The sequence below is a fragment of the Mesorhizobium sp. B2-6-4 genome, from assembly GCF_006441495.1.
In the GTDB taxonomy this organism is placed as follows: Bacteria; Pseudomonadota; Alphaproteobacteria; order Rhizobiales; family Rhizobiaceae; genus Mesorhizobium.
In genome coordinates, this window is sequence record NZ_VFUE01000020.1 from 1 (window position 1) to 22,347 (window position 22,347).

Genomic DNA, 22,347 nt, shown 5'->3' on the forward strand with positions numbered 1-22,347 from the left:
TCTCCGATCCCACTACAGAACCGGCAACCTCACAGATCGCGACCACTCCCGAAAGGTGGTCCCAAAACAGCGCTTACACCTCATCGTGACAGGATGCACGACCAGCGTGTGTGTGGAATCGACAATTCGGGATGCCTTCTTCAGGGACTATCGCTGCATACTGCTGACGGATTGCACCAGCGAGCCCATCGCTTGGGACGCCCCAAGGAGCAATCATGATGCCTCGATCACGCTCGTTCAGATACTCTTTGGATGGATATCGACGTCCGACCAATTCCTGAAGTCGGTCGCAGAGCGAGTTCACGGTCGTCTTGAACTAGCCGAATGAGCAGGCGAAGCTGCCTATCAGTCACCTTGGAGCACCGCGGCTGCCGCTCAGGGCCAGCGTAGATCAAGCCCAAACACAACCGACGTCCGGTCCCAATGCAACCCAGCAATCTCAGAGATCGCGACCACTCTCGAAAGGTGCCCCGACGCATCGCCTACGATTTAGTCGTCCGACTTTGCCACAAGATCGGCGATACGGGATACATCAGGCACGTAAAGCTCTTTGGCGTGGCGCAGCACGAGTCCGATGTTTTGCAGGTAGCTCAGCTCGCGTGCCACCGCCTCGCGGTGGGTGCCAATGCGGTGGGCCAGATCCGTATGGGTCGGGATAGGAGAAATCCTCGCCGAACCGTCGGCTCCGATGTCTTCAGCGCATAAGCGCAGCAACTCCTTATGCACCCGGGACCGAACGTTGAGCGTCGAAAGCTCAACGATGTGCTCGACAAGCACCTGCTGACGTTCCACCAACAATTGTACAACCGCATGCAGGGCTTCAGGATCCTGCTTGACTATGTCCAGAAAGGCACGACTGCCGATCGAAGCGATAGTGCATGGTCCCGCCGCTTCGACCGAATATGGCATCTGGATGTCGCCGCTCAAGGCAATTCCGTTAACAAGCGAGCCACGATGCGCAGGGGGGAGCGACACAATCTTGCCATTGCGGGTATAAACGAGCGCTCGAAGCTCGCCCTCGAGCAGAAAAAAAAGCCGGTCGACACTTTCGCCGGCCGGGACCAGGACGTCCCCTTCATTGAGATGCAACCAACGACAGCGGCGGTCTATCTCGATCAGCGTGGACGACTTAACATTGCTGAAATGCTCGATATTTTTCAAATCCGGCCCGTGCATATGGTTGGCATCAGCTACGGAGGTGATCTCCCCGTCAGTCTGCGGGCCTGGATATCGAACGGGCGGTTGTTTCATCCTGGGTAGCGCCCCCTTGCAAAGGTTCGCAGCCGCTTCCGTTGCGGCTGCTCCCCAAACTCAAGCAAATCACATCTACTAAAACGGTCCGTCAAGAACCATTACTCGTTGAGTGAGGCGGCACCCATATTTCAATTCCGTATGGCAATCCCTTCATACGGCGTTGTGTTGAGTATGTAGGCGACTTCGGTACGGTTTCTCGCACGAAGTTTTTTCATGACATTCCGAATGTGTACCTTGACCGTACTTTCACACATGTTGAGCTCGTACGCGATGACCTTGTTCGCCTTTCCTCGACGCAATGCCTCGATGACAGACATCTGACGCGAGGTAAAAGTGTTGTCTCCGTGCGGCTGCTGCTTGGTCGCGGACTGACCGTCGGTGACGGCGCGTCCTGAATGAAAGAGAACACTGGGCGGGACGAAAGTTCCGCCCGCCGCGACAAGCTGGATGGCCTTGGCGGCCACCTGCAACCTGACGCTGGTAGGAATATAGCCACGCGCGCCGTTTTCGACCACTTTGAGAATGTCCTCAAAGTTCTCGATATCCGATAGGATGACCACCCCTACCTCGGGCCTGGTCGCTTTCAGATGGCCTATCTGGGAAAGATGATAGTCCGCCTGGGAGTTCGACCACATCACACACATCAGGACCGTCGAAACTCTCTGCGTTTCTTCGGGATCCGCCATGTCGAACGCTTCGACCGACGCGTAATGCTGGATATGAAATGATGGCTCGATGATTTCGAGGCTTCTGCTGAAGCAGTCACACATCAAAGGCCGGCCATCGATGATTGCAATCTCGATTCCCTCTCCCGAGGACGGTGAGAGACGATTGACGTCGAGAATAGATGGATATTGATCAAGATCAGTTTTGTCCGTCCGATCATTCGCAGGCAAAAAACTTGTCATGACTCACCCCCGCGCAAATCTCGCCCCAACGGAGATTTCGCTTTTAAACCCATACCTTAACACTTTAGTAATAGCTTGTGGACCGGAGGTGGTGGTGTGACAAAACGCACAGCGCGGCCAAAATTTCGGTTTCCCCAAGCAATCAAAGTGAAAAAGTCGTGGTTGCAGTATTATAGTTGGCTTCGAAGTCCATGCGCTTACCAATAGGGGGTAGCTACGGAAGTAGCGGTCATCCAGAATCGTTACGACAAAGAGCTGAACAGGGGTGGCTATGTGAGCCGTTGGTCAGACCTTCGCTCAAAACGCGCACACTTTCTCGGCAAAGCGTAAAATTACATTCAGGAGCCGGCATATTCCATATGGCGGACCTGCGGCATGAGACGTCGCAGCCTGCTCCCTTTCCTCGTCGATTGACCGCTTTGGCGAAGGTGGAGGCGAGCTTATTCGAGGCTTTGCCGCAAGTGCTGGCCCAGTCTGATAGCGAGCGCGACAATGGTGAGGGTGGGCATGTCGTTGCCTCCGGTCGGGAAGACCGAGCTGCCGGCGACGAACAGATTTGCGAGGCCGTGCACCTGGCACGAACTATCGACCACGCCGGTTCGCGGGTCGTCGCTCATCCTCGTCGTGCCCATGTGGTGTCGAACCCAGTGATATGGAATGTCTCGCTCCCCCGCCGGGTTTTTGTCCTGGCCTGGATGAATGGCGCTTCTATGCCCCAGCCGCTTCATCTCTTCAGTGATGATCGCCTGGACACGCTCAAGCGTCCGTCGGACGAGAGGCCCCACGTTCCATTGCAGCTTCACACGGGGCAGACTGAACTCGTCGAGCCTTGTATCGAGCGTGACGCGGCTTGCCGGATCCGGTTCTTGTTCCAGTATCGTGTCAAAATGAAAATGCCTTGCACGCCGACGTGAGTGCCAGATCCGTTCGAAACCTGCCGATATTGCTCCCGCCGGATGCATCAGGATAGTTCGGCCGCATTTGATAAGGTCGCGATGCAGCCGGCCTCTCCGCAGCCAGAAGGCAAGATACTGCAAAGCTTCGGAACCATCCATGTGATTGACGCAAGGCCCAGGCTTGATCCATGTGCGGGAATCGAGGAGGCGCTCGCTTGCACGTATTTCGGGCCGCAGCGCCAGTCCGAATGCATCATTGGTGCCGCGGTTTTCAGGCGACAATCCGGTCGTGCGGGTCCAGGGCACGTGGAGGTCTATCATGTTGTCGGGCTGGCTGACTTGCAGGCTTCCCCATTTTACCCGGGGATGCTCCATGAAATAGCGGCCAACCAGGTCATACTGGTTTCCTATGCCATTCGGCGCCTGTCGGTTTGAAACAAGGAGCAGGCGCGCGTTTTCGATACCGCCGCAGGCCAGCACGAAAAATCGCGCACCAATCTGGAATCGTTTGTTCGGCGTACTCGCTACCTCGATGGAGCGAACCCGCCTTCCGCAGTCGTCGGTGTCGAGCCGCAGCGCCGTGGCATGCAGCACGACCTGGACGTTTTTTGCGTCCTTAAGCTTCTTGCGAAGCGTTGCTCCGAGATCCGGAGTGGGACTGAGAAAGCAGCGTTCCGAAAAGAGCGGCCCGTTTTCAGGCATGACCGCGGAAGTCGGCCAATCGGTCAGCAGGTCGTCGATTCCGAGCAGGCGGGCTGCGGTCTCATAGTGGGGTAGTAATGATTTATGGTCGACGGGCCAACCACTCAGGGGTATCCAGGGCCGATGCTCGAAATCGCCATGATCCAACATCTTGCACCATCCGCCCCAACCAGCCTTGCCTGTGCTCCCGCCGAACTGACGGAGGCGGCAAAGGTCAAGAGCTTCGTAAGGTTGGCCCACGGACAGCCCGCGCGACAGCCGTTGGCGCCAGTGCTCGTACGTCATGCCACCGCTTTCGATGACGCATATGCGATGCCGCGTGCCTTCTAGTTGTGATGCTATCGCCAGGCCTGCGGCACCCGCTCCCACGATGCACACATCCGCCTCCAGGCGCATGCCTTGCGGAAAGGCGTTGCAATCTTCAATCATGGCGTCGATCGGGCATGATGTCGATCGGGACCAGCAATTGCACGCCTGTGAGAATAGCGTGGCCATTTGCGCCTTGCCCCCAGCCCCATTTGGCTGTTGGTCCCGCTGGCATCGGGCGGGCACGTCAAATTTGTGATCCGAAGAAAACAAATGTCACGATACGAGCAACGGCGCGAGGACTGCCGGAGCCTCGCCCTGTGCTCCATTCGGTTAGCCTCTGGAAGTTCGGCCACTGGCATTCCGTTGTCCAAGCCTGATCCTCTTGGCTGCCTCCGAGCGCAACGCAGTTAAATTTGGCGCCACAATCGGATAATCCGGCGGCAAGCCCCATTTCTGGCGATATTGCGCTGGCGTCATGCCGATGGATGTAAGGTACCGCTTCAAGGATTTCATGCGGCGCCCGTCCTCCAGGTTGACGATGAAGTCAGGGGTCACCGACTTGCGGATCGGCACGGCTGGAACAGGTTTCGGTTCGGGCTGGTGATCGCCCACGGCAAGCTTTTGCAAAGCACGGCCGACATTCTGGATCAGGTCAACCAGATCGGAAGGCGACGTCCGGTTTTTCCTGACATAGGCCGAAACAATATCAGCGGTTAGCTCAATGTGGTCGGCGGGGTCAGAGTCCATGAGTCCGCTCATTGCCTGAAGAAGGCTATCTTCCGTGGCCGAGGCGCGGAGCACGTTCTGCATCGCTCATTGAAGGATTGCCCACCGTCACAGGAGAATGCTCCTGATGCCCCGCTCCTTGCATGGCCCAATGCCATCCCCAGGTGCCGTTTGTGTCAATTGTCCCTTGGCGGCAGCCGATCCATCCAAAAGTGGTACCGCTTGGCAATCCCGATCCCGTGATGGCAGCGGCGAAACCGGCAACACCGGCGGCACAGCTAAGCCGGCAAGACCGCACTGATCCGATGCCGGCGCGCACATGTCGCGTACCGGTATCGACCGTCAAATCGATATCCAGCGCCGCCTCGCTGCGACGGCTCGACTTGTTCGCGACGGCTCGACTTGTTCAAGGCTGTCGTGTCTGGAGCTTCATGGCGCGCTTAAAGTCACGATTGTCCACGCGGCCGGCGCAAGACATCTCCAAGCCCGTAAGCCTTGAACAATGCTTGCGCCTTGCACTGCGCATGTGCGCTTGGACCTGAGCGGCGCGGCTTGACGAACCGCTCTTTCTACCACTCCGAGCCGGTATAGCCCGCAGCTTCCTTCCACAATGCGAGTGCGATGCTTGGCGAGCGGCCTTTCACTTCAATGTCTTTGCCGCGGTACTTTCCAGCCGCAATCCACACTGTCTTTGAACGCTGATAGATGTTGATGTCGAGGGCGCTGGCTAGAGCTTCCCAGTCCCTGCGTCTCGAAAAATCCATCCGACCCCCATCTCTCCATAATGTGGAGCAGTAACGAACATGGCGGATGAGAGTTCCCAGATCGTGAGGACTTCACCATTGGTTTGCGCAAATGGGTCGCACAGCGGTGAAAACTGCCTCCGCTGGCTTCGCCAGCGGAGTATTGAATTGGGCGATATCCCCAGGCTGGAGCTATTTGGCCGCCTTTGCCGTCCTCTCCGCACCCACCAGACTGCCAGCGGTTTTTCACCAGATCCGCAGGTGCCACCCGATCGGGCCGGCCTCGGACGACCCGGTCTTTGTCCGAATCGGCAAAACGGCGAGATGAAAGAAGCCACTGAAGCACTCAGTGAGATTGTCAAAAGAATGTGTTTGATCATGATAAGCCTCCAAAAGAGGGCATTGCTTATCCCGTGGAGATGGATAGTTCCCGAAGAATATCGCGTATATCTCGATTAATTCTTTGCAACCTTTAAATGATATGGGACTCTGCGTGTATGTACCTATTATACAAAGAGAACCCTAACACGCTGATCTTCGTCTTGGCCCCGAACTGCAGACTGGCCATCAATGGATCGGCATGCGGGTAAGGGAAACGTAACGGCTGAAGCATGCAAAGCTTACGTGATACAAATTGTTGTGAACGCCCGTCCTCGTAAAATGGGTCTACATTCTTGGATGCGCGCGCATAGGTGAGGTCTTTGGCATGGGGCCGTTATCGCGAAGGACGTTTGCACAGGGAACGGTTCTGGGCCTGTTACACTGGCTTGGCTTTACCAACCCTGGCAAAGCGGCCACTCAATCTTCAGCTGGCGTAACGCTTATCGCCCGCGGCAGACCTGCGGCAACGCTCGTTACTTCGGATCAGCCGAGTGGCTCTGTTCACTACGCCGCCACGGAACTCGGCTGGCACATAAAAAAAGCGACCGGCATCCAACCTGCCATCACAACTGAAAACCATGTCTCGCCGGCTGGCCTGCGTAACGCCGCCCATATTTTTCTGGGCGACACCCGGTTCGCCCGGGCAGCCGGAATCACATTCGGCGCATTGGCGCGTGAAACCTGTATCATCCGAACCGTCGGCAACCATCTGTGCGTCGCCGGCCTCGATCATCCCGGCAGTGCACTCGACCAAAACACGTCCGCGGGCACCCTCTTCGGCGTGTACGAGCTCCTTGATCGCTATTTCGGTGTCCGATGGCTATGGCCAGGTGAACTGGGAACGTTTGTCCCAAAGGCACAGTCCTTGGTGATCCCCGCGCTTGATTACGTCGTTACGCCCCGGTTCATGCAGCGTCGCGTGCGCGCTGGGGCTGGCTTCACGAGCGAAGAACATCCCGAAATGGGTTTCACCGCAGCAGCGGCGAAAGAATATATGAAAGCCCAGGCCACGTTCCTGCGTCGCCACCGAATGGGCCGCAGAGTACCCACGAACTACGGTCACGCTTTCGTCGACTGGTGGCAGCGGTATGGCACCGAGCATCCCGAATGGTTTCAATTGGTCAGAGGCAAACGGGGCCCGGTGAGGCTGGGCGCTCGCTTCTCGATGTGCATTTCCAATCCGGGCTTGCGAGAAGAGATCGTCTCGCAATGGCGTGAGCATCGGAGCGCCTCTGCGGGACAGCCAACTTTCGTCAATGCGGTCGAGAACGACATCCCGGGGCAGTGCGAGTGCGAAATATGCAAAGCGCTGGATGGCCCAGAGCCGCCTGACTATCGAAAGTTCATTCCGTCGAAGTCGAAGATCGCCAGCAAGCCTTTCGTATCGGACCGCTATGCGCGTTCATGGCAAGCCATTCAGCGGATAGCCGCGAAAGACGACCCTAACGCGGTCGTGGTGGGATACGCCTATATGAATTACTTCGCGGCACCGACATCGGGAATCAAGTTGAACCCGAATATCCTGATCGGGTTTTGCCCATCGGCCTGGTACTATCCACGCAGCGGCGAAGAGCAGGACTGGATAAAAGACCAGTGGCGCGGATGGGCGGCAACGACTGCCCAGGTGTTCATGCGCACCAACTATTTCCTGGATGGCTACTGCATGCCGCACATATTCGCCGGCCAGTTCGCCGACGAGTTTCAGAACGCGGCGCGAAACGGGATGGTCGGAACCGATTTTGACTCGCTGACAGGCCATTGGGCGACGCAAGGTCCAAATCTCTATTTGTTGATGCGCCTGCAGACACATCCTGAGACTGCCGTGGAGTCATTGTTGTCGGAATATTATTCAGCCTTCGGACCTGCGGCCGACGACGTCAAAAGCTATTTTGATTATTGGCAGGCGTATACTTCGAACGCTCGCGCCCAGCTGCGGGAGGGGTTCGAGGCTCTTGGAGCATCTCGTTGGCGAAGCTGGGCGAAGGCGGCGCACGCTGTCTATCCAGAGGAGAGTTTCGCGCCGGCGGAAGCCCTGCTTGACAGGGCGGCAGCCTCCGCAATCCAAGATCCGGAAGCCTCGATGCGGGTGAAGTTTCTTGAGCTGGGATTGCAGCATGCGAAGCTGTGCTCGCGAGCGGCCAGCAAGCTCACGCTCGGCGATCCGCAATCCGCCTATGAGCGCGGAAAGCCGGAACTGGAAGCGTTGCTGCAATTTCGGCGATCATATGAGCATATGTGGATATCCAACATGAATCACTGCGCGTGGGTGGAGAGCCAGAGTTGGATCCTGCCGGGCTTTGCGATTCAATCTCCGGACCTTGATCCGGAATGATCCATCTATTTTGAAAGAAGATTTGCGGGAAGCTAGCTGGCCAAGCCGCGCGATATCGCGCCCTGGCCAGCTAGGGAGAGGTGGTCGGCGTTGTGCCAGGCACTGCCGACTGTGCTCGGTGCAGTTGCGGGAGCGCTTCTGTCCATGAACGGGGGGACTGCGTCAAGACAGGCGACAGACACGACAATCACCTCGCAATTTTTCCTCAATCGCCGGAGAGGACACGTCGTGCTGCGCGGAAGTCGGTGCCTGGCTCTGGTTTCCCGATGTGAGGCCGAGACTTGCCGGACTGCATTTTCCTGTCGGCTTTGAGCTGTGTTAACGTTGCCCTTGAACCGGTGGATCGGACCGAGGGGACTAGGGTCCGAAACCCGATTTTCATCCTGTTTGGCTGACACCTCCCATTGTTTTGGGAGCTGTGAACCACCTGGGCATTTCGCGATTCGAAGGCGAACCTTCAACCGCGCCCTAGAGTATTGTTAGGCCCAGGTACTTCCCACCTCCCTTTATAGAACACGGGAAGTCTGTAACCTATGACTGCAAATTGTAAGCTGACAGTTTGGGGCTACTCCGTTCGGATACCGTGTGTTGCCGACGGCAAGGGCCGCGGCACCGATGGCAGCGGCAATGGCCATGCTCAACCGGCGCGTTCATCGGATCCCCGGTACCCAAGGTCAACGTCACAAGAGTCCGCAAAGTGTAGCCAGGAACATGGAACAACCGCTCTCAGCAGCAGTTGTCCGGTTCAGGAGGCAATATGAGCGCGACGATCGAGTTCTTTCGAACCTGGCTGCAGGAGAATGTCGGAAACCTGGCGACCGACACGCAAGTCAGCGTCGCGGTGTTGGCCCAGCAATTCGAGCAGGATGCGGACGCCGCAGGATACGGGCGCGAGGTTCGCGAAGAAGATATCGGCAACATAGAGGACGCCATCCAGCAGGCCCTCGACAAGGCGAACGCAGCCAACGGCCGGCAACCAGTTCCGGAGGAAGATGGCTCGCTTACGCCGATTATCGAAGGTCTTGAGGCTGCGGAGCCTGAACACTCAGCGTCTGCCGCCGGTGACGGCCGTAAGGAAGGAAGCTGACGAGCGCGTACAGCCGAATACCGGATCGTTAGTCCGGCGTATCGGGCTGGGTCGATCAGCGAGGGAAGTCGCGCACAGGATGATCTTCTTCACGAGCGATACTCATTTCAACGATCCACGCATCCTGCGAATTGATCGGCGGCCGTTCGGCTCGCTGGCAACGCATGACGCGGCGCTGATGAGCCTCTGGAACGAGACCGTCGGCTCGGACGACGAGATCTGGCATCTGGGTGATTTTGCCCGCCCGAAGGCCGGCATCGAAAACATCCTGTCGCAGCTCAATGGGCGCAAGCACCTGATCATCGGCAACAATGACGGAAGCGATGCAACGCTCGCATCTGGCTGGGCCAGCATCCAGCACTATGCGGAACTGGTGGTGGACGGTACCCTCCTCGTCCTGTGCCATTATCCGTTTCGGACCTGGAATCAGATGGGCAAGGGATCGGTGAATTTGCACGGCCATTCGCATGGCAAGCTGAAGCCGCTTACTCGCCAGCGTGATGTCGGCGTTAACGTGTGGAATTTCCGGCCGGTTTCCCTGCCGATCCTGCTCAGCAAGCACAACCGTCGATCAGGCTGAGCGTGGCCCGTCGCCACTGACCGGCAGTCGTCCTTTATACAGTTCTGGATGTGCTTCGCTCAGCATCAAAGCCGGACAAGAATGAAGATCGATCACGATTTTCCGTTACAGGAACAACAAGGACGGCGCTCCGTTGGGAAAGTGATCGCAACAAGCGATTTAACCAATGGAGGCACTTATGATGAAAACGATCTTGGTCGCATCCGCCCTGTCCTTAGCGCTCGCCACATCCGCCCTGGCCCAAACGAGCGGCTCGGGCAATGCCGGCGGTACCGCAGGCGGCGGCATGAACAACAGCGGCACGAGCGTCAACGGCTCCGGCAGCACCACGGGGACCGTCACAACTGATCCGAATGCGACGAACTCGACCACGACAACACCAAACGGCACGAATGACCGTTGCAAGGACACTGCGGGCAATGACGTCGACACCAATACCGCCAGCGGCACTGCCACCTCGCCGTCCCAAAATTGCAACAAATAGTTCCGCCAGCAGAATTCAGCTCAGGTCCGGCGATGACCCGGGCCTGAGACGTCATCCCGAATCGCAAGGCTGGGCCTATCGAAAGACAGAGTTCATGACCGCTATAGCGTCTTGGAGCACCAAGTCTTGAGCCTCTCAGTCGCACGCGATCGGCAGCGGTTTCGTCTTGCCGGTCAATCTGGCTCCCAGCGTCAGGCTGTTCGGGAAACCGCTGACGAACGTGTTCATCGCGGCAGCGGACATGGGGTGGGAGGCAAGGCGTGCCAACAAGGCAGCCACGCGAATGCGGGTTGCAAATTGGCTGTTCCAGCCCTTGGAATAGCGGCGTCCAACAGCAATCCTTGCCGCTCGGTCCCAACGGGCGAACCTAGCCAGTTCATTGGCCAACAACCAGCCTGACTGCAAGGCCATCGAGATGCCTTCAGCGATGATGGGATGGGACTCACCGGCGAGGTTGCCCACCCGAAATATGTCGTTGGCAAAACATGGGCGTATGCCAGGCCGTATGGGACCTGCGGCGAGCCATTCGCCATCGAGCGTGGCATTCACGATCGTGGAGGCGACACGGGGACACGAAGCAAGGATATGCGCATGAACAGCTTGGGCTGCCGACGAGGCGTTGCCTTTTTTGCGTAGCCTGATCAAGGCGTCGCGGCGTATGCAGCACGACAGCGACATCCTGTTCCGGTCGGCCCAGACCATGCCGCCATAGCCGCCCGGAAATGCCAGCAGGGGCATGAGGTCGCGGTCGAGCTCAGCGCCGGTGAAATGAGCCTTGAATCCGAAAAGATCGTGCGGCGCGTTGGTTTTCGGCAGGTTCGTCGGAAGCCTTCCTTGTTCCCACGAGCCATGCGCGGCAATAACGACCGGCGCAACGAGAACTCCCTGATCGTGCTTGCTTTCGATCCGAACCATAGCGTTGTCACCATCGGTGGTGATCTCCGCCGCCCGCCAAGGCTGGAACACGTCGGCTCCGGCATCGCGAGCCGCATCCAAAAGCATGCCATCCAGAACGTCGCGCCCGAGCGCGCGTCCAAATGCATCTCCCGCGGCCCGCGGCATGCCCGCATCCGTGCCGGGACCCGATGCAAAAAGTGCAACCCGCTTGACCTCCGGACCGGCTTTGGCGCGAACCGCGGCGCCTCCGCCCAATCTATCCAATAGATCCAGATTGACCGCGGACATGAATTCCCCGCAAACTTTGCGGCGCGGGAATTCACTTCGCTCGACGATAGCAACGGCGCGCCCCTGGCCGCTCAAAGCCAGGGCCACCGAAGAACCACTTGGCCCGGCGCCTATGACGATGGCGTCGTACATCATGGCAAACCTTCCGAAGCGCGGTCGACGGCAAGGAAGGCATGGGTAAACGGTCCAATTCTGCGTTCTGCACACTGGCGCCTGAAATCCGGGGGCCATAGGCTGGAAAGCTCATGACCCGCAAAACCGGCGCGGACGCTTGCCGGCGCATCGTGCAAAGTCACCTCGTTCGCGCCAATGACATGCAGAAGCGAGCAGGCTCTTAAGGCAATGGCGTTTCGGCTCGGCTCGGTGGCGAGAAACACTGGCGCCAGAGGGCGAATCGCCAAAAACAGGCGTTTCAGGGCTGCGTCCGGAAAATGGTGCAGAAACAAGTTGGCCGATACCACATCGAAGGCGCCGGCTCGGGGGCTTTGGATCCATTCGAAGACATCATCGATGATGGTTTCGACCCGCCAACCAAGTGCGTAGAAATCAGCGAACCGCCTGTCTGAAATGAGGTTGAACTGGTCAAGCATGACCAGGTCGACATCTGTCCAGCGCCGGGCGAGGCGCTTTGCGACGGAAAGCATGAATGCTCCATCGCCGGAACCAATTTCCAAAAATCTGGTCGGGCTTTTGCGCACGCTTGCCTTCAACAGGCTGGCCATGATCGCGCTCTGAAACATCAGTGCGTTTATCCAGGCGAGATCACGCCGCGAACCGACGGCCCTTGGATCGTCGGGAGGCAAATTGTCGAGCAGTTCCCGCTCGATCCGACGATGGTCGAGATCATTGGCCATTCAGGTATCGCCGGCTGTGTGGAACATCATCGTCTCGGTCGTCAGGCCAGGTCCGAATGCCATGGCACAACCCACACGGTCTTCCTTTGTGGCCTCGCGCAGCATTCGCTCGAGTACGAACATGACGGTAGCAGAGGACATATTTCCGTTTTCACGAAGGACCTCGCGGGAGGTCGACAACGCATCGGAACGGAGATTCAGCGCGCGCTCCACTGCGTCGAGAACGGAGCGGCCGCCCGGGTGGACGGCCCAAAGGTCGACGTCTGAAACGCTCCTGTTTCCCAGAATGCTGCCTATGTCTGTGCCGAGTGCATGGTGGATTGCGGCGGGAACCTCTCCCGACAACACCATGTCGAAACCGTCGTCGCGTATGTTCCAGGTCATGAGGTCGCGGCTGCCGCCATCGACGAGCGCGTGAAAACTATCCAGTCCTATGCCAAAAGGACTGGCGCTTACCGACGCAGCCGAGCAGCCATCGCCCCACAGGCAGAACGAGAGCAGCTTTTCAAGGTCGGAGGTCTCCTTGAGGTGAAGCGTACAGAGTTCGATGCTGACCACCAGAACCCGGGCCTCGGGTTCCGACCGGATGATGTGTCGTGCCTGCTTGAGTGCGTTGATCGCTGCATAGCAACCCATGAAGCCGAGGATTGTGCGCTCGATGGAGGTCGGCAGGTTGCACCGGGCAATTATTTCCAGATCCAGGCCGGGGGCGGAAAACCCCGTGCAGGTGGTGACGATCAAATGTGTGATACGGCTCCTGTCCTGACCATGAAGGAGCTTCTCCACGGCCTGTTCAGCCAGAGCGGGCGCTGTGGCCGCGAACATCTCCATGCGCTTTGCCGTGCCTGGAAACGCGCCGCGTTTGAAAACACCCTCCAAATCGACACTTGGGCCTTCAGGATCATCGGCGGGCGCAAAGCACGAATAACGATGCTCTATTCCGCATCTGTCCGCCATGCGATCAAAGATCGCCCGGCGACGGGGATCTTCCGTCAGCTGGGAACCGGCAAATTGAAGAAAGAAGCGGTGAACGCCATTCTCCGGAACGGCTGCCGCAATCCGGTTGATGAAAGCTTGAGCGGGCATCTTTTCCTCGGCCTACAGCTTTAGGCTGGTGTACCGCGGGCGGTGACTACGAACCCGACCGGGTCGGGACCAGCCCCTGAGAGGTGGTAAACACTCTCATAAACGTTCGGGACAGATGAAAGCTTCCCTCGTCCTCGACGATTTCCAAGGTGCCGGCCAATGGCGGCACCAAGCGCAATTGGAGGCCTCCTCGCTGTCGGCGGCGCAGGCGGGCGAGCGTCGAATGTGGCACCGTACCGCAACGGATGCCGCATTCGCATCAGGATGGGTGGCATCGCGGCCGCCATGTAGCCAGACGAGTCATCCATTCCTTGACCGGCCAAGGCCTTGGCCAGTCGACCGCGATCTCGGTCGGACCGGCCGGTTCCCCGGACCACCAGGGGTATTGTCGAGGCGGCTTAGCTATCATGGCAGCGGGGACAAACCGCTGTCGAATGGCCGTGCGCGGAGATACCCTATTTGGCGTTTTTGGCCCCGCCGATCTCCTTGTCCCACTTCTCGAACATGGCAACCAGCGGTTTGGCGTCGAGCGGCGGTTCGATCGGGTTGTCGGCGATCATCGCGGCATATTCGGGCCGGCCGAAACGCTTGATCGTGTCCTGGCTGTCCTGCGGCGCCATCTCTATCGGCACGTCCCTGATCGACGGGCCGGGGTACATGTAGCCGTGATCGTACATGAATGCCTGCTGCTCGGGCTCAAGGATGAAGGCGATCAGTTGCAGGAGAACGCCGAGCTTTTCGTCGGAAACGCCCTTTGGGATAGCCACATAGTTGGCGTCGCTGACCCAGTGGAAGCCCTTCAGGGTCGCAATCTTGTAGTCTTCGGGAACGATGCCGAGATAGCGCGGATTGATGTCCCATCCGGTGGTCGTGGCGATGATATCGCGCGTGCCGTCACCCAGTTCCTTCATGGTGACGGTCGTGCCGGAGGGATAATAGTCGATCCAGTCGTTCAGTTCCTTGAGATAGGCCCAGGTCTTCTCCCAGCCGTCGATAGGATCCAGCGGATCCTTGTCGCCGAGCAGGTAGGGAAGGCCCATGACGAAGGTTCGGCCGGGGCCGGAATTCGCCGGGCGCGCATACATGAACTTTCCCGGATGCGCCTTGCACCAGGCAAGCAACTCTTCAGCGGTCCCAGGAAGGTCCTTGACCCGATCCGGCGCATATTCCAGGAGCGGGCCTGACGGATACCAGCTATCGACGAAGGCTTGGCCCTTCGCCATCTGCTGCATGGCATAGGCGCCCGGTAGGTAGCGCTCGTCGAGCTTGGGAAACATATCGGCATAGTCAGGCAGGATCTGGGTCCACAATCCCTGGTCGATGCCCGCGGCAAGGGCGTCGTTACCGGTGAGCACGAAATCGATGTCCAACCGGCCTGCCGCCTGCTGGGCCTTGAGCTTGGCGGCAAGTTCGGGCGCGGGCGCCTGCGTGTAAACGAACTTCGAAATCAGTTCCGGATGGGTCTCGGCGAACTTTTCAAGCGCCCGCTGGCTGAGTTGCAGGTCGCCGGCAACGTCGACCACATTGATGACCAGCGGCTCCTTCGGCTTCGGGAACTCCTTGGCAAGCACGAAAACCGGCCTTGCCGCCGCGGCAACGCCAGCACCCAGGATCGTTAGAAGGGCATTGCGTCGGGTTGTCATTGGTGTCTCCTCCCTTTCTAGGTTGCGTGGACGGTTATTCGCCCACGGTGTCCGGCACTTCGCGAAGCAGAGCAGCCGATTGCGGATCGAGAAACAGGTGGCAGTCGGCATGCCTGCGCAAGATACCGGCCGGCACCATCGGCGAGATCGGCGCTTCGACCGTATCGCGCACCGCCTCGGCCTTGCGGCGGTCCGGCACCGCCAGCACGATCAGACCGCTTTTCATGATCTGGTTGACGGTCATGGAGATCGCCCTGTGCGGAACGTCTTCCAGCGTCGGAAACCAGCCTTCGCCGAACTGCTGGCGGCGGCAGCGGTCGTCCAGCGTTACCAGGTGGAACGGTGCGGTCGTCTCGAAGTCCGCGGGCGGATCGTTGAAGGCGAGGTGGCCGTTCTCGCCAATGCCCGCGAATGTCACATCGATGGGGTGACGCTCAATCAACGCATTGATGCGCGCCACCTCGGCACCTGGATCCGGCACGTCCCCGTCGATGAAATGAAAGGCCCCGAGCGACGGCAGCAACGCGGTGAAGCGCTCCTTGAGATAGCGCCGAAAACTGGCCGGATGCGTATCCGGCATGGCGACATATTCATCGAGGTGAAAGCCGGTGACGCGCGACCAGTCGATGTCATCCCGCTCCACCAGCGCGGCAAGTACCTCGAACTGGCTGGCTCCGGTGGCGACGACGATATTGGCCGCCCCGCGCGCCTCGATCGCGGCGCGGATCGACTGCGCCCCCAGTTCAGCGGCAGCGGCGCCCAGCAGCTTTTTGTCCGGTTTCACGTAAATTCGCATGATCACTCCGTGGTTGTAAGTCGATCGAGCCCCGCCGTTTCTCGCTGCGAGCACGGGGCCTGGGTTGTCGCCCTGATGACGAATTCGGTGACGAGATTGATGCGCTTGTGAGCGAGCGGCTTGCCTTGCAGCATAGCGACGAGAAGCTCGACCGCCTGCCTGCCGGCCTCCGCGCAATGAGTTGCGATGGACGTCAGGGGCGGGAAAAGGGTCGGCGCGAGTATGCCGTCGCAGCCGATCACGCTGTAGTCGCCCGGCACCGACAGGCCGCGCGCGGCAAGCCCGGCCATGATGCCTTGCGCCATGACATCGTCGAATGCGAGTACGGCGGTCGCGCCCGTCAGGACGAGTTCATCGACGCAGGCCTGGCCGGCCTCGAAGCTTGGCCGCGAGGTCGGAACCCGTACGATCTCAACCCCAAGCTCGACGGCCCTCCTGGTCACGGTGCCGTAGCGCTGGCTGTTCGACCAGGAGAATGCCGGCCCGGCAACATAGGCGATCGATCTATGGCCCAGCGAAACCAGATGCTCCAGCGCCTGCCCATAGCTTGGCCCGCTATCGACCAGAAGCCGTACCATGCCGGGAATGTCGCGGTTGACGAGGACGCAAGGCCGCCTCCGCGCATGTTCAAGGATCTGTTTCGTGTGCAGGCGCGAAGAGGCGATGATGAAACCTTCTACCTGCGCCGACAGCTTGGTCAGGAGAATGTCTTCCACATCCGGCGTCTCATCAGAATCGCCGATAAACGTCGCATAGCCACATTCGCGGGCCGTCGCCTGCCCCCCACGCATCATCGCCGCGAAGAACGGGTTGGTGATATCGGGCACGATTAGCGCGATGTTGCCCATCCGGCCGGTGCTTAGTGCGCGCGCGGCATGATTGGGGACATAGCCGAGCCGCGCGGCGACCGAGTGAACCCGCGCGACCGTCTCGCGACTGAGAAGTTCCGGCCGGCTGAAAGCACGCGAAACGGTAGCCGAAGAGACGTTGGCAGCGTCCGCCACCTCGCTCAGCGTCGGTGTTGAAGATGAATTGTTCCGCTTTCGGTCAGGCATGCGCGCCCCTATGCAAGCGCTTGCATGAAAGCGCTTGCACGAAGTCGTGTCAAGGATTGATTGGCCTAGAACAGGTCGGATAGTCGGGCTGTCCCCCGAGGCACTCCTCCACAGGCGGAAACCGACCTAATGCCGACCGACGTCAGGGATAGGGCAGGATCGGCGCAGGCGGACCGAAGCCGCGCCGATCACGGTAGGCATTGCCGCGCTGTCAACCCTTCGACTGGAGCGCGTGGATCACGCCGCGCAGTTCCGCCAGACCGCGCAGGCGACCTATCGCCGGATAGCCGGGATTCACCGTTTTTGTGAGATCATCCAGCATGCGGTGGCCGTGGTCGGAGCGGAAGACGATGGTGTCGTGCGGTTCCCGCTTGCCGTCTTCGGCCAACAATTCGCGCAGTACCGCAACCATGTCCACGTCGCCGTCCAGATGCGCCGCTTCATGGAAGGTGCGGCCATCGCCTTCGCGCTTGGTCGCCCGCAAATGTGCGAAGGGGATGCGCGACGCGAAGTGCTTCGCCATCGCCGGAAGATCGTTGTCGGCGCGCACGCCAAGGCTTCCGGTGCAAAAGCACATGCCGACGGCCGGCGACGGAACTGCCTCGAAGAGCGCGTTGTAGTCGGCGGCGGTCGAGGCCACCCGCGGCAGACCAAAGAGCGAGCGGGGCGGATCGTCCGGATGCAGCGCAAGCCGGACGCCGCTGCTCTCTGCGGCGGGCGCGATCGCCGCCAGGAATTCGGTGAGATGGTGGCGCAGCCGGGCGGCATCGATGCCCGCATAACGCTCCAGCCGGTCGCGAAACTGCGGGACCGTCAACGGCTCCGTGGTCGAGCCCGGCAGCGCACTGGCGATGTTGGCGACGAGGGTCGCGGCCTCCTCTTCGCTCATCGCCTCGAAAACAGCTTTCGCCCGCTCGCGGTCCTCGTTCGAATAATCGGCTTCGGCTCCCCTGCGCTGCAGGATGTGGAGGTCGAAGGCTGCAAACCGGTCCTGGTCGAAACGCATCGCGGTCGCGCCGCTTGGCAGTTCGTAATCGAGATCGGTGCGGGTCCAGTCCACCAGGGGCATGAAATTGAAACAGATGATATGGATGCCGTTGGCCGCAACCGCTTCCATGCTGGCGATCCAGGCCTCGATCTCGGCTTTCGCCTCGCCGCCGTGGCGCTTGACAGCGTCAGGGACCGGTATGCTTTCAACGACCGACCAGACAAGCGGCGAGCGGTCGGACGGCGTATCCTCGATCATCGCCTTGCGCGTCGCCACCTCCGCCTTCGTCCAGGCACGCCCGATCGGGACTTCGTGCAACGCCGATACGATATCGGTGGCGCCGGCCTGACGCACGGCATCGAGCGGAACCCCCGCATCCGGCCCAAACCATCTCCATGCCTCGCGCATTCGTCATTTCTCCAACTATTTCAGGGCTGGTCGGCTCAAATAAACCAGTCGGGGTAGGCGTCGCGCAGTTGCTCGACATCGGGAATGACAGCGCCCAGATGGATTCGCATGGCCTCGCAGGCAGCCTTAACGTCATGCGCCGCTATAGCGTTGCGGATGACCGTATGCTCGCCAATCACATGGTCCATGCGGCCGAGCGCGGGCAGCGTCATGCGTCGCGCCCGGTCGATCTGCACCTTGACCGGCTTCAGATAGTTCCAGATGCCGGAATAGCTGGCTATTCGGGCAATCGCCTCGTGAAAGGCCTCGTCGGCCTCGTGAAAGCCGTTCATGTCCTGTCGTTCGGCAAGGAACCGCTGCCGCGCCAATATGTCGTCGAGCTTTCCCACATCGTTGCCGTTTGCGCATTGCGCGGCCTTTTCGACCGTGGCGCCTTCCAGCGCCTTACGGATGACGACGGCTTCGGGAATGAGCGAGATCGGTATCGGCGCGACGAAGGTTCCCGACTGAGGATAGATATTGACCAGCCCGTCTTCGACCAGGCGAATCAACGCCTCGCGCACCGGCGTGCGGCTGACACCGAAACGCTCGGTCAGCACCTTTTCATTCAAGGCGTTGCCGGGCTTAAGCTGCATGGATACGATCGCCTCGTGCAGTTCGCGGTATACTGCGGACGCAGCCGTCGTACGCACGATGCCCGGCCGACGCATCTTCGTTCGAACGGGGGCGGCGTCGCGGTCGGAGCCCGCAATGCCCGCATGCGCCTTTGCTGATGTCATTTCTCAATCCCCGATCTTCAATCAGTTGACATATTAATATATTATTCCTTACTGTTCGCCAACATCGGAACGCCGCTTCATCCCAAATTATGATCGCGCGCATTCAATCGCCCCTCCCTTCCGAACGCCGCTTTCGCGGCTCGACCGCAAGGATTTTGCAATGCCGCTCCATCCCGACAGGCTTTTTTCGCCTGATCCTACCGTCCGTTCCATCGCCAGGCGCCTCTATGAAGGCGTGCGTGCCTTGCCGATCATCTCCCCGCACGGCCATACCGGGCCGGATTGGTATGCGTATGACCTGCCGTTCCCGGATCCGGCCACGCTGTTCGTCAAGCCCGACCACTACATTTTGCGCATGTTCTATTCCCAGGGAATGCGCATGGAAGATTTCGGCGTCCCACGACTGGATGGGGGCCCGATCGAAACCGATCCCCGCAAGATCTGGCGCCGCTTCGCCGAGAACTACGCCCTTTTCCGCGGCACGCCGACACGGCTGTGGTTCGAGCATTCGCTGGCAACGGTCTTCGGAATCGAAGAGCGGCTCGGCGCGAAGAATGCCGACCTTCTTTATGATCGCATCGCCGAACAGCTCGAACGGCCGGAGATGCGCCCGCGCGCGCTCTACAAGCGTTTCAACATCGAAGCCATCTCAACGACGGACGCCGCCACCGATGCGCTTGCCGCGCACGATGCGATCAAGGCTTCCGGCTGGGACGGCCAGGTTGTGCCAGCCTACCGGCCAGACGCCGTCGTCGACCCTTCGCGCAAGGGTTTCCATGCCGAGGTGGAGCGGTTCCTGGCGTTGGCCGGAACGCCGACCAGCTATCCCGGCTATCTTGAGGCGCACCGCATCCGCCGTGCCTACTTCAGGCAGCGCGGCGCGACGTCCACCGACCACGGCCATCCGAATGCCCGCACCGCCGACCTGTCGAAGGCGGAAGCAACGGCTCTGTTCGACCGGGTGCTGAAGGCCGATGTCTCGCCCGAGGATGCGGACCTGTTCCGCGCACAAATGCTGACCGAAATGGCGCGCATGAGCGTCGAGGACGGCCTGGTCATGCAAATCCATCCCGGCTCTTTCCGCAACCACAACCCGCAGATTTTCACCGAGTTCGGCTTCGACAAGGGCGCAGACATTCCCACCGGCACCGATTATGTCCACGACCTCAAGCCGCTCCTCGACGCGTTCGGCAACGACACGCGCCTGACATTGATCCTGTTCACACTGGACGAGACGGCCTATGGGCGCGAGCTTGCGCCGCTTGCCGGGCATTATCCGGCGCTGCGCCTCGGCCCGCCCTGGTGGTTTTTCGACAGCCCCGAAGGCATGTACCGGTTTCGCAAACTTACCACGGAGACAGCTGGCTTCTATAACACGGTGGGCTTCAACGACGACACCCGTGCCTTCTGTTCGATCCCCGCGCGGCACGACATGGCGCGCCGCGTCGACTGCAATTTTCTCGCGGAATTGGTGGCTGACCACCGGCTCGACGAGGACGAGGCGCAGGAAGTGGCGCACGATCTCGCCTACCGCCTGGCCAAGAAAGCCTATAGGCTCTGACCATGGCGCAGCGGCTTTCCAATCGGACCTGGGTGACCTGCCGGCCGGGATCGGGCGCGCGGACCGCAGAGGTCGGCTCGGCTGCCGAACTGGCCGCCGTCTTCCTGCGGCTGAAGCAGGTCCTCGGCACCGATCTCTCGGCCAGCCCCCATCTCGCAAGGCTAGGAACCGCATTGACCGATCTTTTGAACGACGGCGCCGCAACCACCGTGGCATGATTGGCGCAGCGGTTCACGCACGAAGCAGAAAGCGGTTGTTTTTGAGGACTGGTAGATTAATATATCAAAATTGAAATCCTGCCGGACAAGACAGGACCCCAGCGGAGGAGATGAAGATGATCAAGATCACTCGGCGACAGGCGGTCGGCGGACTAGCCGGCATGGCGGCGCTTCCGGTTGCGCGCGCGTTTGCCCAGACCGCCAAGCTGCCGACCGCGCCCGTCACCATCAATATCGTCGATGTCGCCGGCAATCTGGCGCTAACCCAGAAGGCGATCGAGAATTACAAGACGGCCAAGCCGGAACTGATCTCGAACATCGTCTTCACCAAGGCGCCGGCCCCGGAGCTTCCGGGCAAGATCAAGGCGCAGCAAGCGGCGAACCGCGTCGATATCGACCTCGTGCTTACCGGAACGGATGCGCTGTCGGCAGGCCTCGAGATGGACCTGTGGGTCAAGCTGCTTCCTGACGATTCGGGCGCCTTGCCGAAGCTGGCCGATATCTATCAGGAGCCGGCAGCGCGGATGCAGACGCTGGCCAAGGACCACGGCGTCGTCGTCACCTACTACCCGTCCGGGCCGCTGCTCGAATACATGCCCGACAAGGTCAAGACGGTGCCGACCACGGCGGAGGAGCTTCTGGCGTGGGCCAAGGAGAACCCGAACCGGTTCCTCTATGCGCGCCCGGCCAATTCCGGCCCCGGCCGCACCTTCCTGATGGGTCTTCCCTATCTGCTCGGCGACAGCGATCCGAAGGATCCGGTCAAGGGCTGGGACAAGACCTGGGCCTATCTTAAGGAACTGCACAAATACATCGAATATTATCCGACCGGCACCGGTGCGCTGATGAAGGAACTCGGCGAAGGCACGCGCGACATGACTGTGTCGACGACTGGCTGGGACATCAACCCGCGCGTTCTCGGCGTCGTGCCGAAGGAAGCCAAGGTTGGGGCGCTGAAAGGCTTCCATTGGGTCGCCGACGCCCATTACATGTGCGTGCCGAAAGGGGTCAGCGACGAAAAACTGGCCGTGCTCAAGGACCTGATGGCATTCCTGCTGACGCCTAAGCAGCAGGCCTATACCTATGACGAGGGCTATTTCTATCCGGGCCCGGCGGTCAAGGATGTCACCCTCGACATGGCGCCGCAGGAAAGCCAGGATGCGATCGCCGAATTCGGCCGCACCGAATATGCCGACCTGATCGCCAACAACCCGATCGAACTGCCGCTGGAGCCAGCTTCGATGGTCGCGGCATTCCGAATCTGGGACGAACAGGTCGCCGCCACCGCGAAATGACAAACCTTTGATTGTCAGCGCATAATAGGAACCGGGCATGCCGCCCGGTTCGCCTACAACAATGGGGCTACGAACGG

21 protein-coding genes are annotated in these 22,347 nt (G+C 59.9%); 8 read left to right on the top strand and 13 right to left on the bottom strand.

Annotation, left to right across the window (positions count from 1 at the left end; all coding sequences use genetic code 11):
* The first annotated feature begins 85 nt into the window (after positions 1–85).
* Positions 86–328, top strand: a complete 243-nt coding sequence (locus FJ426_RS24135; RefSeq protein ID WP_281405499.1) for an isochorismatase family protein — start codon at positions 86–88, stop codon at positions 326–328.
* 161 nt (positions 329–489) lie between these two features.
* On the opposite strand, the gene FJ426_RS24140 is transcribed toward FJ426_RS24135, so the two are convergent.
* The 5 genes from FJ426_RS24140 to FJ426_RS24160 form a co-directional block, all read right to left on the bottom strand.
* The gene (locus FJ426_RS24140; protein ID WP_140498452.1) at positions 490–1,251 is read right to left on the bottom strand and encodes a Crp/Fnr family transcriptional regulator; all 762 of its coding nucleotides are present in this window, start codon (positions 1,249–1,251) and stop codon (positions 490–492) included.
* 131 nt (positions 1,252–1,382) lie between these two features.
* Positions 1,383–2,162, bottom strand: coding sequence for a response regulator transcription factor (locus FJ426_RS24145; protein ID WP_140498453.1), 780 nt, complete (start codon positions 2,160–2,162; stop codon positions 1,383–1,385).
* A 440-nt stretch (positions 2,163–2,602) separates the two neighbouring features.
* Positions 2,603–4,255, bottom strand: coding sequence for a GMC family oxidoreductase (locus FJ426_RS24150; protein ID WP_140558006.1), 1,653 nt, complete (start codon positions 4,253–4,255; stop codon positions 2,603–2,605).
* Positions 4,256–4,399: 144 nt separating this feature from the next.
* Positions 4,400–4,879, bottom strand: coding sequence for a MucR family transcriptional regulator (locus FJ426_RS24155; RefSeq protein ID WP_318012505.1), 480 nt, complete (start codon positions 4,877–4,879; stop codon positions 4,400–4,402).
* Between the two features lie 485 nt (positions 4,880–5,364).
* Entirely contained in the window at positions 5,365–5,559 is a 195-nt protein-coding gene (locus FJ426_RS24160) for a hypothetical protein (protein ID WP_140498455.1), read from the bottom strand.
* Positions 5,560–6,244: 685 nt separating this feature from the next.
* Here FJ426_RS24160 and FJ426_RS24165 point away from each other — a divergent pair.
* From FJ426_RS24165 to FJ426_RS24180, 4 genes are all read left to right on the top strand, one after another.
* A complete protein-coding gene (locus FJ426_RS24165) occupies positions 6,245–8,251 on the top strand; it encodes a DUF4838 domain-containing protein (RefSeq protein ID WP_140561292.1) in 2,007 nt (668 codons plus the stop codon).
* A gap of 757 nt (positions 8,252–9,008) precedes the next feature.
* The gene (locus FJ426_RS24170) at positions 9,009–9,338 is read left to right on the top strand and encodes a DUF768 domain-containing protein (protein ID WP_140498457.1); all 330 of its coding nucleotides are present in this window, start codon (positions 9,009–9,011) and stop codon (positions 9,336–9,338) included.
* A gap of 79 nt (positions 9,339–9,417) precedes the next feature.
* A complete protein-coding gene (locus FJ426_RS24175; protein ID WP_140561381.1) occupies positions 9,418–9,918 on the top strand; it encodes a metallophosphoesterase family protein in 501 nt (166 codons plus the stop codon).
* Between the two features lie 178 nt (positions 9,919–10,096).
* Positions 10,097–10,402 (top strand): hypothetical protein, encoded by a 306-nt coding sequence (locus tag FJ426_RS24180; protein WP_140561294.1) that lies wholly within the window; start codon positions 10,097–10,099, stop codon positions 10,400–10,402.
* Between the two features lie 135 nt (positions 10,403–10,537).
* On the opposite strand, the gene FJ426_RS24185 is transcribed toward FJ426_RS24180, so the two are convergent.
* From FJ426_RS24185 to FJ426_RS24220, 8 genes are all read right to left on the bottom strand, one after another.
* Positions 10,538–11,722 carry an FAD-dependent monooxygenase gene (locus FJ426_RS24185; RefSeq protein WP_140561295.1) on the bottom strand — a complete coding sequence of 395 codons (1,185 nt, stop codon included), beginning with the start codon at positions 11,720–11,722 and terminating at the stop codon, positions 10,538–10,540.
* Positions 11,719–12,441: a class I SAM-dependent methyltransferase gene (locus FJ426_RS24190; protein WP_140561297.1), complete on the bottom strand. Its 723-nt coding sequence runs from the start codon at positions 12,439–12,441 to the stop codon at positions 11,719–11,721. Before FJ426_RS24190 ends, FJ426_RS24185 begins: the two co-directional genes overlap by 4 nt.
* A complete protein-coding gene (locus FJ426_RS24195) occupies positions 12,442–13,527 on the bottom strand; it encodes a type III polyketide synthase (RefSeq protein ID WP_140561299.1) in 1,086 nt (361 codons plus the stop codon).
* Between the two features lie 455 nt (positions 13,528–13,982).
* Entirely contained in the window at positions 13,983–15,170 is a 1,188-nt protein-coding gene (locus FJ426_RS24200) for an extracellular solute-binding protein (RefSeq protein ID WP_140561300.1), read from the bottom strand.
* Positions 15,171–15,204: 34 nt separating this feature from the next.
* Positions 15,205–15,966 carry a glucosamine-6-phosphate deaminase gene (locus FJ426_RS24205; RefSeq protein ID WP_140561302.1) on the bottom strand — a complete coding sequence of 254 codons (762 nt, stop codon included), beginning with the start codon at positions 15,964–15,966 and terminating at the stop codon, positions 15,205–15,207.
* Between the two features lie 2 nt (positions 15,967–15,968).
* A complete protein-coding gene (locus FJ426_RS24210) occupies positions 15,969–17,021 on the bottom strand; it encodes a LacI family DNA-binding transcriptional regulator (protein ID WP_140561304.1) in 1,053 nt (350 codons plus the stop codon).
* Between the two features lie 211 nt (positions 17,022–17,232).
* On the bottom strand, positions 17,233–18,417 hold the full coding sequence (uxuA, locus tag FJ426_RS24215) for a mannonate dehydratase (RefSeq protein ID WP_140561305.1): 1,185 nt from the start codon (positions 18,415–18,417) through the stop codon (positions 17,233–17,235).
* Between the two features lie 35 nt (positions 18,418–18,452).
* Positions 18,453–19,127, bottom strand: a complete 675-nt coding sequence (locus tag FJ426_RS24220) for a GntR family transcriptional regulator (RefSeq protein ID WP_140561383.1) — start codon at positions 19,125–19,127, stop codon at positions 18,453–18,455.
* Positions 19,128–19,356: 229 nt separating this feature from the next.
* On the opposite strand from FJ426_RS24220, the gene uxaC reads away from it, so the two are divergent.
* From uxaC to FJ426_RS24235, 3 genes are all read left to right on the top strand, one after another.
* A complete protein-coding gene (uxaC, locus tag FJ426_RS24225) occupies positions 19,357–20,757 on the top strand; it encodes a glucuronate isomerase (RefSeq protein WP_140561307.1) in 1,401 nt (466 codons plus the stop codon).
* A gap of 2 nt (positions 20,758–20,759) precedes the next feature.
* Positions 20,760–20,975, top strand: a complete 216-nt coding sequence (locus tag FJ426_RS24230; protein WP_140561309.1) for a hypothetical protein — start codon at positions 20,760–20,762, stop codon at positions 20,973–20,975.
* A gap of 119 nt (positions 20,976–21,094) precedes the next feature.
* Entirely contained in the window at positions 21,095–22,270 is a 1,176-nt protein-coding gene (locus FJ426_RS24235; RefSeq protein WP_140561384.1) for an extracellular solute-binding protein, read from the top strand.
* Positions 22,271–22,347 lie beyond the last annotated feature (77 nt).